Here is a 13,414-nt window from a genome sequence, read left to right on the forward strand (position 1 = left end):
GAGGGAGAAAAGCATGAATCAACCGACGAACTCCTATGTCATGTTGCATGACGAGAAACGCTGCATTGGATGCCAGGCGTGCACGGTGGCCTGCAAGGTACTTAATGATGTCCCGGAGGGATTTAGCCGTGTTCAGGTGCAGATCCAAACGCCTGACCCTGAATCTGCCACGCTGGAACATTTTCGTTTTATCCGCGTCTCCTGCCAGCATTGCGAGGATGCTCCCTGCGTTACGGTATGCCCAACCGGCGCTTCATTCCGTGATGAAAACGGCATCGTGCAGGTCGATAAATCGCGCTGTATCGGCTGCGATTATTGTGTTGCAGCGTGTCCGTTCCACGTTCGCTTTCTGAATCCCCAAACGGGGATTGCCGAAAAATGTAATTTCTGTGCCGACACGCGTCTGGCATCAGGACAACAACCGGCCTGCGTCTCCGTGTGTCCGACGGATGCGCTGAAATTTGGTCGACTCGATGAAGCGGAGATCCAACACTGGATCGGCCAAAAAGAGGTGTACCGGCAGCAGGAAGAACGCAGTGGCGCGGTCAGTTTATACCGACGCAAGGAGATACATCAGGAGGGTAAAGTATGAATACCATCTGGGGAGCCGAACTGAACTACGCGCCGGATTACTGGCCTTTATGGCTCGTCTGTGCGGGGGGCGTGGTGTTGATGCTGCTTGCCGCACTTGGGGCGCATGCGCTGTTGCGCGCCATGTTTGCACCGAAAACGGCGAAGGGGGAAGAGCAACGTGACTACCTCTATTCACTGGCGATCCGCCGCTGGCACTGGGGAAATGCGCTGCTGTTTGTCCTGCTTTTGCTCAGTGGTCTGTTTGGCCATTTCTCAATCGGACCCGTGGCATTAATGGTGAAACTGCATACCGTGTGCGGATTCGCACTGGCGGCATGTTGGATTGGTTTCATCCTCATTAATGCGTTCGGCGGTAACGGACATCACTACAAGGTGAACGTCAACGGACTTGTCACGCGGTGTCTGCGGCAGACGCGTTTTTACCTGTGCGGCATTATGCATGGCGAAGCGCACCCTTATGCTGCTACAACGGAAAACAAATTTAACCCGCTACAGCAACTGGCGTATCTGGCCATCATGTATGCGCTCGTGCCTCTGTTGATCATCAGCGGATTTCTGTGTCTGTATCCGCAATTCATGGGGGCGGGTCCGGTTATGCTGGCGTTGCATATGGCGTTCGCCGTCGTTGGGCTGCTGTTTATTTGCGCACATATTTACCTTTGCACGCTCGGTGATACGCCAGGGCAAATTTTCCGTAGCATGATAGACGGTTATCATCGCCATCGCAGTCATCATGCGGAATCTTCGCCGCGTAAGGGATAATTTTTCCCCGCGCTGAAACCCGGAAAACAGGCGCGGTGGGTTAAAATCATGCAAGAAAATGTGCTTTTAGTCACATTTTCTTGCAATTTTTTCATGTTTGTTCACCCGAACTTCCGTAAAAAGAACAGCAAATTATTCTCTTTCTGAGGACATGCTGTTGAAATCCCGTTTGTTTATTGTCGCGTCTCTGTTTGCGTTGAATCTTACATCTGCCTTTGCTGCTGATACCCCCGACTTTGCCCCCCAACCGCCAGCCATTGACGCAGGGGCGTGGGTGCTCATGGATTACACGACAGGACAGATTCTTACCGCCAATAACGAACACCAGCAGCGTAATCCTGCCAGCCTGACCAAACTGATGACCGGGTATGTGGTTGACCGTGCCATCGACAGCCATCGTATTAGCCGCAACGACATTGTGACTGTCGGACGTGATGCCTGGGCAAAAGATAATCCCGTGTTTGTGGGGTCCTCATTGATGTTCTTAAAAGAGGGCGACCGCGTCACGGTGCATGATTTAAGTCGCGGGCTGATCGTCGATTCAGGCAACGATGCTTGCGTGGCGCTGGCGGATTACATTGCCGGAGGACAGCCGCAGTTTGTTGCCATGATGAACCGCTATGTGCAAAAGCTAAATTTACAGGATACGCATTTTGAAACGGTACACGGGCTGGATGCGCCGGGTCAGCACAGTTCGGCGTATGACCTGGCGGTGCTTTCGCGGGCGATTATTCATGGCGAACCCGAGTTTTATCATATGTATAGCGAAAAGAGCCTCACCTGGAATGGCATCACGCAGCACAACCGCAACGGCCTGCTGTGGGATAAAACGCTAAACGTTGACGGTCTTAAAACCGGACACACATCGGGTGCCGGATATAACCTTATCGCCTCTGCCGTGGATGGGCAGCGCCGTCTTATCGCGGTGGTGATGGGGGCTGAAAGCCCGAAAGGCCGCGAAGATCAAGCCCGTAAACTGTTGCACTGGGGGCAACAGAACTTCGACACCGTACAAGTTCTTAAAAGTGGGAAGAAAGTCGGTAGCGAGCGTATCTGGTACGGTGACAAAGAGAAAATTGCACTAGGTACTGAGCAGGATTTTTGGTTGGCGCTTCCAAAAGCAGAAATTCCTAATATAAAAGCAAAATATGTGCTTGATAAACACGAGATTGTCGCCCCCATTGCCTCACATCAACGGGTTGGTGAAATTGAACTCTACGATCGGGACAAACTGGTTGCGCACTGGCCGCTGGTGACGCTGGAGTCCGTTGAGGAAGGCGGTGTTTTTTCGCGTCTGAGCGATTATTTTCACCATAAGGCATAACGGAATTATTCCAGGGCAGACTGGCGAGAGTGCGAGTCTGCTCACATAATAATCACTATTTCCTTGTGGCTGTTATGTGAAAATTATACTGTATATAATCACAGTATAATGGCGGAGGCATTATGAACTACGAGATCAGACAAGCAGAGAAACGCAGGATTGCCGGTTTTCACATGGTTGGACCATGGGAAAACACGGTAAAACAAGGTTTTGAACAGTTGATGATGTGGGTTGATGGAAACCAGATCGTGCCGCTGGAATGGATTGCCGTTTACTACGATAACCCTGATGAAGTCCCGGCGGAGAAACTGCGTTGCGATACCGTTGTTTCAGTACCCGCTGATTTCACGCTACCTGAAAACAGCGAAGGCGTGATCCTCACTGAAATAGTGGGTGGTCAATATGCTGTTGCTACCACTCGCGTTGAAAATAACGATTTCGCGACGCCGTGGTATCAGTTTTTCAATAGCGTGCTGCAGGATAGCCGCTACCAGATGTCCGGCAAACCGTGTTTTGAACTCTATCTAAACAATGGGGCAGAAGACGGGTACTGGGATATTGAAATGCATATACCGGTACAACCGAAGTCGTGAAATTGATGTTTTAGGTGTTACTGCGCGGACGATCGCGACATTCGTTCATCCTGGATAAGATCTGTCCGCAGCAGTGATGTTTTCAGTGAAAAAGCAGGTACAATGCGTTCTTTGTGATTTCCAGATGGAGCCGAAAGTGCGTACTGATAAGTCGCTGAGCCCCTTTGAAATTCGTTTGTATCGTCACTACCGCGTCGTGCATGGCATTCGCATTGCGCTGGCATTTATCCTCACGTTTCTGTTCGTTCGTCTGTTCCATATCCCGGAAGGCACGTGGCCGCTTATTACGCTGGTGGTCATTATGGGGCCGATCTCCTTTTGGGGTAACGTGGTGCCCAGGGCCTTTGAACGTATCGGCGGTACGATTCTGGGGGCGGCGTTAGGGCTGGTGGCGCTGCGCCTGGAGCTTTTCTCATTACCGCTGATGATTATCTGGTGCGCGGTGGCGATGTTCCTGTGCGGGTGGCTGGCGCTCGGCAAAAAACCGTATCAGGCGTTGTTGATAGGAATCACCCTGGCCGTGGTGGTGGGTGCGCCGGCAGGTGATATGGAGACGGCATTATGGCGAGGTGGCGATGTGATTCTGGGGTCGCTTTTGGCCATGTTGTTTACCGGTATCTGGCCGCAGCGGGCGTTTATACACTGGCGGATCCAACTGGCGCAGTGTGTCACGTCTTATAACCGACTCTATCAGGCGGCGCTTTCCCCCAACTTGCTTGAACGTCCACGGCTGGATAAACACTTACAACAGCTACTTGGGGATGTCGTGAAAATGCGCGGCTTGATTACGCCCGCCAGTAAAGAAAGCCATATTCATAAATCGATATTTGAAGCAATTCAAACGATTAACCGCAATCTGGTCTGCATGCTTGAGCTGCAAATTAATGCACATTGGGCATCGCGCACCAGCCATTTCGTGATGCTGAATGCCCATACACTGCGCGAAACACAACACCAGATCCAGCAAACGTTACTGACGATTACGCATGCGTTGTATGAAGGAAACCCGCAGCCCGTGCTGGCAAACACCGGGAAGCTGAACGACATTGTGGCGGAACTTCGGCAACTGATTAATGAACAGCATAGCGACAGTGTGGCTGAAATCCCCATTCATGGCTATGTTTGGCTAAGCATGGAAACCGCGCGCCAACTGGAGCTACTCTCGCATTTGATCTGTCGCGCATTGCGCAAATAAAGAGCAGATAAGGTGAATGATTCTACTGCTGCTTCGATTCAGCAAGGAATAAGGGTATGATACGGAAAAAGGATAAAACCATTGTCATCTGCAACGGCTAAAAGTAATGTTGACCCTTACTTGTCGCGGTTGCTTAAACGAATCCGAATCTCACATTATCAGGGGTGTAAAAATGGAAACTACCAAGCCTTCTTTCCAGGACGTGCTGGAATTTGTTCGTCTGTTTCGCCGTAAGAACAAGCTGCAACGTGAAATCCAGGACGTTGAGAAAAAGATCCGTGACAACCAGAAGCGCGTGCTGCTGCTGGACAACCTGAGCGACTACATCAAACCCGGTATGAGCGTTGAAGCGATCCAGGGCATTATTGCCAGCATGAAAACCGACTATGAAGATCGCGTTGATGATTACATCATCAAAAACGCAGAAATCTCCAAAGAACGTCGCGACATTTCTAAAAAGCTCAAAGCAATGGGTGAAATGAAAAACCCTGACGCAAAAGCAGAATAATGCGTTACCGCAGTGAGGATCGAGGTTCGATTCTCACTGCAGTTCAACCCCACCGTTGACCATTCTGAGTAAATGCTGTTCTGGCCAATGGCTCGTCAGTTTTCTTTCTGCAAGCGTCCATTGAATGTAATCGACATCATGACGCTCCCGGTCCAGCATCAAACCGACAACGCTGCCGCTGTGCGCCACATTCACGCCATATAAATCGCACTCTTCAACAAGCGATAACAACGCATTGAAGTCGGGTTTTGGCAGTAACATCTGGCTGGCGATGGCGCTCAGGGTCGCGGCTTCTCCCATTCGTCGCGGATTTTGCGTTACGCATGCTTCCTGCACTTTTTCCCAGGCTTGCTGCAAGGCTGCCGCGCCCGCGTGTAAACGATCAAGACGGGGAATACGGTGATAATCTGAGGTACGCAAAGTCACGGGGCTTTCGAGCACTAAAAGATCGAGCTGCGGTTGTGCTTCGCAGGCGATCTGCGTTGAAGCATCATTATGATCAAAAAGCGTAAGCTGGCGGAAAACGGTGCTGTCGGTCGGTTCGAGTAACACGCAAAGCTGCGCAAGGGTGGACTCATTAAGCGTGTGGCCCAGATGATGCGCAGTGGCAAGCGCCGTTGCCGCGATGTCTGCCGTGCTGCTGGCCATTCCTTTGGCGACAGGAATGGTGGAATGGACATCCACCCGTATCTCCTGGCTCCAGCGGGCAGGGTAGTCAAAGTGCGCAAGCACTCGATCTACCATCGCGCGTGAAAGCGAACGTTCATCCGCCAGAGGCGAGCCTGAACTCACCTCGACGGTGCTGTACCAGTCGACAGGGCAGGAGACCAGCTTCTCACTGCCAAGAATCCAACCCTGAATAAGTTCACCGCATGACGCCGGGCATTGTGCTACAGCCATGTATTCACCTTTCTGATCAGCAATTCTCGGCGCATAGTGTCATGCTGATCGTGCTATTACCTTGATTTGCCGCAACTTGTGGTGATGCTTTATTACGCAGGTATGCAAAAAGCTGCCGTTTCGCTTAAGGCAATTCTCATGACATCTTGTGCGATCATGAGTTCTTCATTGGTATTAATCACCGCCACCTTGACCATCGCGTTGTCTGTTTGAATGAACGTGCTGTTGCGTTGATTTTTTTCTTCGTCAATCGTCAGCCCAAGAAAATGCAGGTTATGGCAGATTGCTGACCGGGCGCGGGAGGAGTTTTCGCCAATTCCACCGGTAAACAGGAGTACATCCAGTCCGCCCATCTGCATAATATAACTGCCTATCGTGGCGCGGATACGTTCGGCAAACATGGTGAGCGCCAGTGCTGCCTGTCGATTCCCCGCATCAGCGGCCTGTTCAACATCGCGGTAATCACTGGATATTCCGGAGACCCCCAGTAAGCCTGACTCGTTATTTAATAAATGATTAAGTTGTTGTGGTGTTTTACCTTCTCGCTGGGCAATCCACGGTAAAATGGACGGATCAATATCGCCACTGCGGGTACCCATCATAACGCCTGACTGCGGCGTGAATCCCATTGAGGTGTTTACGGACTGGCCTCCCTTGATTGCACAAATACTGCTGCCGTTGCCAAGGTGACAACACACAATTCGTAGCGCGCTGAGTGGAACCCCCAGTTTTTCTGCCAGCTTGGCACTGACATATTTATGGCTGGTGCCGTGGAATCCGTAGCGACGAATGCCGAGATCTGCATAATAGCGCCAGGGTAAGGGATAGACGTAAGCGGGTTCATCCAGCGTCTGATGAAAAGCCGTATCAAAAACGGCCACTGACGGCGTGTTGGGGAGTAATTGGCGAAATACTTTAATGCCAATGACATTGACCGGATTGTGCAGCGGGGCCAGTTCCGCAAGATGTTCTATTTGCGCCAGCGTTTCATCCGTGATCAGCGCCGAATCTTTAAACGACTCGCCGCCGTGCGCGACGCGGTGGCCGACACCTGTGATGTCATTTAATGTGTTGATAATTCGATAATCAATGAGCTTCTCCAGCAGTAACGCAACGGCTTCACGATGATCCGCCATCGGCAATGTTTCTTGCCATTTTTGCGTGGGCGTTTTTATCGTGACCTGCGCATTAACCATACCAATACGCTCGATCAAACCCTGGCAGATAGCAGTGCCTTGCGGCATCGCCAGTAACTGGAATTTTAGCGATGAACTGCCTGCGTTAATGGCCATTATTTTGTGAAACATGAAGATTCCTTTGCGGTCAGAAAATCAAACATTTCATCGACGCCTGAATTCGTCGCGGCGCTGGTGGTAAAGATGTGTTCAGCCCCGGCCTGGGTCAACCAGCTCTGTACGGTTGATATACGCGACGCGTTTGCCAAATCGGATTTGGTGACGATGCCAATGACGGGTCTGTTCATCGGCGCTGTGAACCCCGGTGAAAAGGGAGACCAGGGCGCATCGGCGTTCAACACCAGGGCAATCATTTCAGCTTCACAGGCGCTCACCAGCAGTGCGCTGTAGAGACAGCGGTTCTCAAGGTATTCGCCCGGAGTGTCAATCGTGTCAGGGGACCACACGATGGCCTGCGTTTTTTGGTAATGAAGTTTCTCACCACGTAAACATTGCGTGAGTGACGTTTTACCGCACTGGCTGGGGCCAATAAGCATCATGCGCTTCATGGTGTCAGGTCCGGGTGACGGGGCATGAAGTAAAAAGCATCATTTCACTCAATACTCTCGTGACCTGTTTCAGCGCGTATTCAACGGCAGAAACATCGCCCGTCAACACAACGGCCCCTGTGAATCTGTCGAGAAAACCAATCTCTACGGCTCCTGACTTGGTGGCGATATCACAGGCGATAATGGAGGCCTCGCTGGGGGTGATGGTCAGAATACCGATGGCTGATACGGCATCCTGAAGCCCCAGTTTTTTAAATAAATCTTTGCCCGGATTGGCAATCAGATGCGCCAGCGTAACCTGCTTACCAGGGACATATTCCTGGATCATACGATCCGTCGTGGGTTGTCTTTCCATTATCCCTCCACAATCTGCCGCCACATGGCTTCATGTGGACGAGGAATCACTGAGCGGTAGACCAGCAGCCCTTTTTCGCCCGCGCTTTCACTGGCAACGGTAACGGCGTTGTTAACATCAGAAACATCACCCGCCACCACCATGTAGCATTTACCACCGATGCCAAATGCCATATGTACCCGAACCAGCGTGACATTTGAGGCTTTGACCGCACGGTCAGCGGCGCTGATGCATGCCGCCACGCTCCACGTTTCCACAATCCCGACGGCCTGACGCTTATCAACACTGTTCAGCCCGCTGATGGCGGGGAGCACGCTGGCATGAATATTGGGTAACACCAGGCTGTCGACGAGCATGTCACCGGCGAGTGATAAACCGGTAGCAATGGCTTGTTGCACCGCCCCCACATCACCGCCGATCATCAGTAAAAATTTGCCTGGGCAGATGGTCTTACTGACCAGAAGATTCACGTTGGCGCTTTTCAGCATGGCATCGCCTGATTCCATTCCTTTAGCGATACTGGTGAGTTCTAAAATACCTATTGCCTGAGACATGGTTAACCTCTTACAACCGTAATGGCCTGGTCAGTGACGTCACAAACGATGCCGTCAATACTGGCGTGAATGGGCGCGCCTAATGCACCCGCGGGAACATCTGCGACACACTGGCCACGAACGACCCGGTCACCTTTTTGCACCTGCGGGAGGGCATTGGCACCAATATGTTGGCGCAGAAGCAGAGTGACGGTATCCGTCAGGTGCTCGGTTTCTGATAACGGTGCTTCGTGATACCAGTCGCTAAGACCCAGCTTAGTAATCAGCCGTTTTACCGGTACCAGCCGATATTTCGCCATTTCATCGGCAGGATTCAGCGGCCCCTCATAACGCAGGTTTTGCGCCCGCAACTCTCGCTTGAGCATGCGGTTAATTCGCATTGGGGAGATGCCCACCGGACAGGCGACACTTTCACACACATTACATTCCGAACAGGTCAACGCGCTGAGCAACAGTTGGGGTGTTGCGGCTTGTTGATAGTTCACCGCACGTACTAGCAGGTGTGGCGATAATTCATGGCCTATCAAATGCCGAGGGCACAAATCAGTACATGACCGACACTGTTCACAGACCGTTTTCGCAATGGAAAGCACCGTGCGTTCATCCTGCATACGCCGCTGGATCAGTGGGTGCTTTTCGGGCAATACCAGCAATCCCCCCGTGGTTTTGGTTACCGGGGTATCCAGCGTGGTGAGCAAATGCCCCATCATTGGGCCGCCATTGATAAACCCGGGGGAATCAATGGTGGCTCCCCCCGCCAGAGAGAGAACCTCACGCAATGACATACCGATGGGGACAGTCAGCGTCTGGGGATGAGCCACGGCGCCATTAACCGTCAGAGTACGGCGTGTGACGGGAAACTGCTGTTCCACCGCTCTGGCGATATTCAGCACGGTCTGCACGTTATTGACGACGACGCCCACGCTGACAGGCAGAGCCGCAGGAGGGACGCGCCGACCTGTCGCCATCCAGATGGTCAGAACCTCATCACCTGCCGGATAGACATCCGGCAAAATGTGCAACCTGATGTCTGAAGGGAGAAGCGGGGTTAAGGCGGCGATGGCAGGTCGGTATTTTTCTTTGAGGGCAATAATGCCTTCACGGGCGCCGGTTGCTTTCATTGCGTATTGCACGCCACGAACCAGACGAGCCGCCTGTTGGGCCATGAGCTGTTGGTCGACCTTCAGCATCGGTTCACATTCTGCGGCGTTGACGAGGAAGATTTCCACCTGCGCCTGCAATTTGACATGGGCGGGAAAACCAGCGCCTCCGGCACCTACCACCCCCGCAGCACGAACTCTTTCACGGATTGCCTGAGCATCGCAAACGATAAGTTCAGTGAATTCGAAGGCATTAGGAGACGTATTCATATCAATTCCTCCAACAACGCTTGAATAGCGCTGGCGTCAGTGGGACGCGGATTAGTTTTTAACGTGACATCTGCCAGTGCAGCCTGAACCATGGCAGGTATTCGCTGGGAATACTCCGTTTTACCATCAGTCAGCACTTCGGAAAAAGAAGGAATGGCGCATTGTCTTATGAGTTGTTCAATACTGCGAATCAGCGCATTCAACCCTGTGATATCGTTCGCATTGTCCGGACATAACTGACAAGCTTTCGCGAATCTTACGTACCGCTTTGCCGCTCGCGGATCCTGCGCATTAAAACGAATGACTGAGGTAAGTAGCAGCGCATTGGCCAGTCCATGAGCGAGGTGAAATTGGCCTCCCAACTGGTGTGCGATGGCATGGTTAAGCCCCAGACCGGCCTGGCTAAACGCCATGCCAGCCAGGGTTGACGCGTTGTGCATTTTCCCACGTGTCGCCAGACAATCCCCTTTTTTAACGGCTACGGGCAGATACTGAAAAACGATTTGCGCGGCTTTTTCCGCCAGTGCGTCAGTAAAATCGCTGGCCCGTGATGAAACATAGGCCTCAAGGGCATGGGTTAATACGTCCATACCGGTATTGGCGGTGATATTTGCGGGGACGCTGACGACCAGTCGGGGATCGAGGATCGCCATATCCGGATAGAGCGCATTGTTGAACAGCGGGTATTTAATCCCTTTATCGGGATCGCTTATCACACACGCGCTGGTGACTTCAGACCCGGTGCCGCTGGTGGTTGGAATGGCAACACAGGTTTCGATTTCAATACCAAACTGGCGGCTGAACCAGACGATGGCTTTGGCGGCGTCAAGCGCTGAACCGCCACCAAAACCCATTACGATATCGGGGCGCAGGGACTGCATTTGCGCAATCCCTTGCACGACGGTGCTGATGGTGGGGTCTGGCGTTATCTCACTAAACACGCTGATGCGATTACTGTCAGGTAAAGTTTCTCGCAGCGTGTCGATAAGCGGTGAACGCGCGAGAAAACCATCGCAAATAATCCAGATATGCTTATTCGTAAAGCGCTTCAGCACGTCCAGACTGCCCTGGCCGCTGTACAAACGGGTTTGCAGTGAAAAGGTATTCATCACAACCTCATTAACGGATTGAAAAACCGTTTGTCAGTACGCAGCGACGGGACCGCGCGAATGTTTTGGCTGAGGTTGTCCCTTCACCCGTTGGCGTGGCAATCGTAAAGGTGGTGAACCCTTCGCCTCCAACGCCGATTCCCGCATAGGACGGACCGTTTTTCACAAAAATAGAGGTCTGCAATGTGCGGGCTGCCAGGTTCAGACGTGAAACATTCTGCGAGTGCATAATGGCGGTATGGTGCAGGCCTTCTTCGACTTTGATGGCCAGCGTCAGTGCGCTGTCGAAGTCCTTCACTTTCACGATGGGCAACATCGGCATCAGTTGTTCGCAGGTAACCCAGGCATCGTTCGCGTCTACGACGGCGATCAGCAAGCGTGTTTTTTTGGCGGGAACCGTGATACCGGAGGCTTCCAGCATGGTTTCGGGGCTTTTGCCAACCAGTTTTTTATTGGCCTGACCTTCCGGAAGGCAGGTCGCACGGAGCTTATCCGTTTCTGCCGGGGTGAGGAGCATCGCGCCAAAGCTCTGCATTTGTTGGATCAGGTTGTCGGCAACGGACTCCACGACGATCAGGCTCTTTTCTGCAATGCAGGGCAGGTTGTAATCGAACGAGGCGCCATTAATGATATCTTCCGCAGCCTTCACTAAATCAGCAGTTTCATCGACGATGCAGGGGGGATTTCCCGCGCCTGCGCCAATGACTTTTTTGCCACTTTTCATCCCCATCGCCACGATACCAGGACCGCCGGTGATCGCCAGTACCGCAATGTGAGGGTGTGCCATCATTTGCTGGGTTGCTTCAAACGTGGGTTCTGCGACAGTGACGACCAGATTGCGGATCCCACAACTGCGGAACGCTATCTCCTCAATCATGCTGATCAATTTAAGGGAGACGTTTTTGGCCCCTGGATGCGGACTGAAATAAACGCTGTTTCCCGCCGCCAGCATGCTGATGCTGTTATTGATGATGGTTTCGGTTGGGTTGGTGCAGGGGGCGACGGAACCGATAACGCCAAACGGCGAGTATTCGAATAGCACCATGCCGCCATCGCCTGTCAACGCCGTGGTGGTGAGATCTTCAATGCCCGGTGTGTTTTCCAGAGCGGCTTTATTCTTGAGGAACTTGTCCTCTTTATTGCCCATTCCGGTTTCTACCGCGCTCTCTTGCGCAAGCGTCGCAAGGTGCGAATTGAGCTCTTCACGAATTGCGCTGATAATGGCGCTTCGGGTTTTTAGCGGGCACTGCTGATAACGTAAGAATGCCTGGTGTGCGGCGTTGATTGCCTCATCAACTGACTGAAAGATACCATTCCCTTTTACGTCCGCGCTGGTGGGCGCTAACTGTTCGCTCAGAATGGTTCGGATGAGGGTTTCCAGCTCAGAAGTATTCATTGATGTGTTCTCACGTTAATAGCCGCAATGGCGGTTTGTGCAATTTCCATGTCCTGTTCAACGCTACCGCCGCTGATCCCAAGACCCCCAATCAGTACACCGTCACGCCATAGCGCATATCCGCCGCCAAACGTCACCACTTTGCCTTGCAGATGACTTTCCAGACCATAAAGCGCCGCGCCGGGCTGAACCGCAGCGGAAAGTTCATGGGTCGCTGTTTTCATCGCGACAGCCGTCCATGCTTTCTTCGGTGCCAGTTCACTGCTCACTAATAGAGCATCCGGCATACGCCAGGTCACTGTTTCCACTCCGTGGGCGTCAACAATGCTGACGACAACAGGCACCTGTAATTCTTGTGCCCGTTCAACGGCTGAACGGGTTAACTGATGAAGCTCCTGAAATGAGAGGGACATTGCGGATTCCTTCATGGAGGGGGCGTGACCAGAAGCCAGATAACGCTTTGCCACTTCCCGAATAATGTTGCTTTGATGAGCATCGTGATCTTCGGCGCGCGCGAGGGCATACAAACAATCTGAAAGTCGGTTGATGTAGCGCATCAGTACATGCCTGACCGCGACGCCTTCAGACAACTCCACCAGACGTCGCTCTGCGCGACGCGCTAACGTCCGCGCAAAGTGCAATCGGCTCGCCGCCTCGCACCGACCCGGCAGAATAAAGCTGTGCAAGGGGGGGACGCGGCCCATCGCGGTATCAATAGCGATTTCAAGTGCGGTAATTTCTTCAGAACTGATATAACGCTGCCCTGATGCCGGTTGTTCGCTTTCACTGGCAAGCTCTGCGCTAAACCAGAAGATCTGTAACTGAATAGATTCCAGCAGCGTGCGATGTTGCGCACTGGCGCAAGCACATACACACAGACTCAGCACGGCATTAAGTTCATCCAGCGCTCCGTAAGCTTCAACTCGCGGATGGGTTTTACTGACGCGTTGGCCGGTAAACAGGGCGGTGGTTCCGGCATCACCTGTTCGGGTATAAATCGCCATCATTCC

15 protein-coding genes are annotated in these 13,414 nt (G+C 52.5%); 6 read left to right on the top strand and 9 right to left on the bottom strand.

The features are described 5' to 3' along the window. Positions 1-13 precede the first annotated feature (13 nt). The 6 genes from phsB to JM656_RS08325 all read left to right on the top strand — a co-directional run bounded on the left by phsB (position 14) and on the right by JM656_RS08325 (position 4,976). Positions 14-592 carry a thiosulfate reductase electron transport protein PhsB gene (phsB, locus tag JM656_RS08300; protein WP_203360753.1) on the top strand — a complete coding sequence of 193 codons (579 nt, stop codon included), beginning with the start codon at positions 14-16 and terminating at the stop codon, positions 590-592. Further along, positions 589-1,356 (top strand): thiosulfate reductase cytochrome B subunit, encoded by a 768-nt coding sequence (gene phsC / locus JM656_RS08305; protein WP_203360754.1) that lies wholly within the window; start codon positions 589-591, stop codon positions 1,354-1,356. The genes phsB and phsC overlap by 4 nt, the downstream gene beginning before the upstream one ends. Before the next feature lie 151 nt (positions 1,357-1,507). Next, entirely contained in the window at positions 1,508-2,680 is a 1,173-nt protein-coding gene (dacD, locus tag JM656_RS08310) for a serine-type D-Ala-D-Ala carboxypeptidase DacD (protein WP_203360755.1), read from the top strand. A gap of 122 nt (positions 2,681-2,802) precedes the next feature. Then, the gene (gene sbmC / locus JM656_RS08315) at positions 2,803-3,273 is read left to right on the top strand and encodes a DNA gyrase inhibitor SbmC (RefSeq protein WP_203360756.1); all 471 of its coding nucleotides are present in this window, start codon (positions 2,803-2,805) and stop codon (positions 3,271-3,273) included. 136 nt (positions 3,274-3,409) lie between these two features. Then, positions 3,410-4,468: an FUSC family protein gene (locus tag JM656_RS08320; protein ID WP_203360757.1), complete on the top strand. Its 1,059-nt coding sequence runs from the start codon at positions 3,410-3,412 to the stop codon at positions 4,466-4,468. Between the two features lie 172 nt (positions 4,469-4,640). Continuing rightward, positions 4,641-4,976 (top strand): DUF496 family protein, encoded by a 336-nt coding sequence (locus JM656_RS08325; protein WP_162379907.1) that lies wholly within the window; start codon positions 4,641-4,643, stop codon positions 4,974-4,976. Positions 4,977-5,009: 33 nt separating this feature from the next. Here JM656_RS08325 and JM656_RS08330 read toward each other — a convergent pair whose 3' ends face one another. The 9 genes from JM656_RS08330 to pduO all read right to left on the bottom strand — a co-directional run bounded on the left by JM656_RS08330 (position 5,010) and on the right by pduO (position 13,408). Beyond that, the gene (locus JM656_RS08330; protein WP_203360758.1) at positions 5,010-5,876 is read right to left on the bottom strand and encodes an L-threonine kinase; all 867 of its coding nucleotides are present in this window, start codon (positions 5,874-5,876) and stop codon (positions 5,010-5,012) included. A 92-nt stretch (positions 5,877-5,968) separates the two neighbouring features. Continuing rightward, a complete protein-coding gene (locus JM656_RS08335; protein WP_203360759.1) occupies positions 5,969-7,183 on the bottom strand; it encodes an acetate/propionate family kinase in 1,215 nt (404 codons plus the stop codon). Beyond that, entirely contained in the window at positions 7,168-7,620 is a 453-nt protein-coding gene (pduV, locus tag JM656_RS08340) for a propanediol utilization protein PduV (protein WP_203360760.1), read from the bottom strand. The genes JM656_RS08335 and pduV overlap by 16 nt, the downstream gene beginning before the upstream one ends. 4 nt (positions 7,621-7,624) lie before the next feature. Continuing rightward, positions 7,625-7,975: a propanediol utilization microcompartment protein PduU gene (gene pduU, locus JM656_RS08345; protein WP_192612689.1), complete on the bottom strand. Its 351-nt coding sequence runs from the start codon at positions 7,973-7,975 to the stop codon at positions 7,625-7,627. Further along, entirely contained in the window at positions 7,975-8,529 is a 555-nt protein-coding gene (gene pduT / locus JM656_RS08350; protein ID WP_203360761.1) for a propanediol utilization microcompartment protein PduT, read from the bottom strand. Before pduT ends, pduU begins: the two co-directional genes overlap by 1 nt. A gap of 2 nt (positions 8,530-8,531) precedes the next feature. Continuing rightward, entirely contained in the window at positions 8,532-9,899 is a 1,368-nt protein-coding gene (locus JM656_RS08355; RefSeq protein ID WP_203360762.1) for a 4Fe-4S dicluster domain-containing protein, read from the bottom strand. Beyond that, positions 9,896-11,008, bottom strand: a complete 1,113-nt coding sequence (locus tag JM656_RS08360; protein WP_203360763.1) for a 1-propanol dehydrogenase PduQ — start codon at positions 11,006-11,008, stop codon at positions 9,896-9,898. Before JM656_RS08360 ends, JM656_RS08355 begins: the two co-directional genes overlap by 4 nt. 10 nt (positions 11,009-11,018) lie before the next feature. Next, positions 11,019-12,404, bottom strand: a complete 1,386-nt coding sequence (gene pduP / locus JM656_RS08365) for a CoA-acylating propionaldehyde dehydrogenase PduP (protein WP_203360764.1) — start codon at positions 12,402-12,404, stop codon at positions 11,019-11,021. Further along, positions 12,401-13,408 carry a two-domain cob(I)yrinic acid a,c-diamide adenosyltransferase PduO gene (pduO, locus tag JM656_RS08370; RefSeq protein WP_203361245.1) on the bottom strand — a complete coding sequence of 336 codons (1,008 nt, stop codon included), beginning with the start codon at positions 13,406-13,408 and terminating at the stop codon, positions 12,401-12,403. Before pduO ends, pduP begins: the two co-directional genes overlap by 4 nt. Positions 13,409-13,414: the final 6 nt, after the last annotated feature.

Origin of the sequence: Citrobacter sp. R56, from assembly GCF_016811995.1 — a bacterium.
Classification (GTDB): Bacteria; Pseudomonadota; Gammaproteobacteria; order Enterobacterales; family Enterobacteriaceae; genus Citrobacter_D; species Citrobacter_D enshiensis.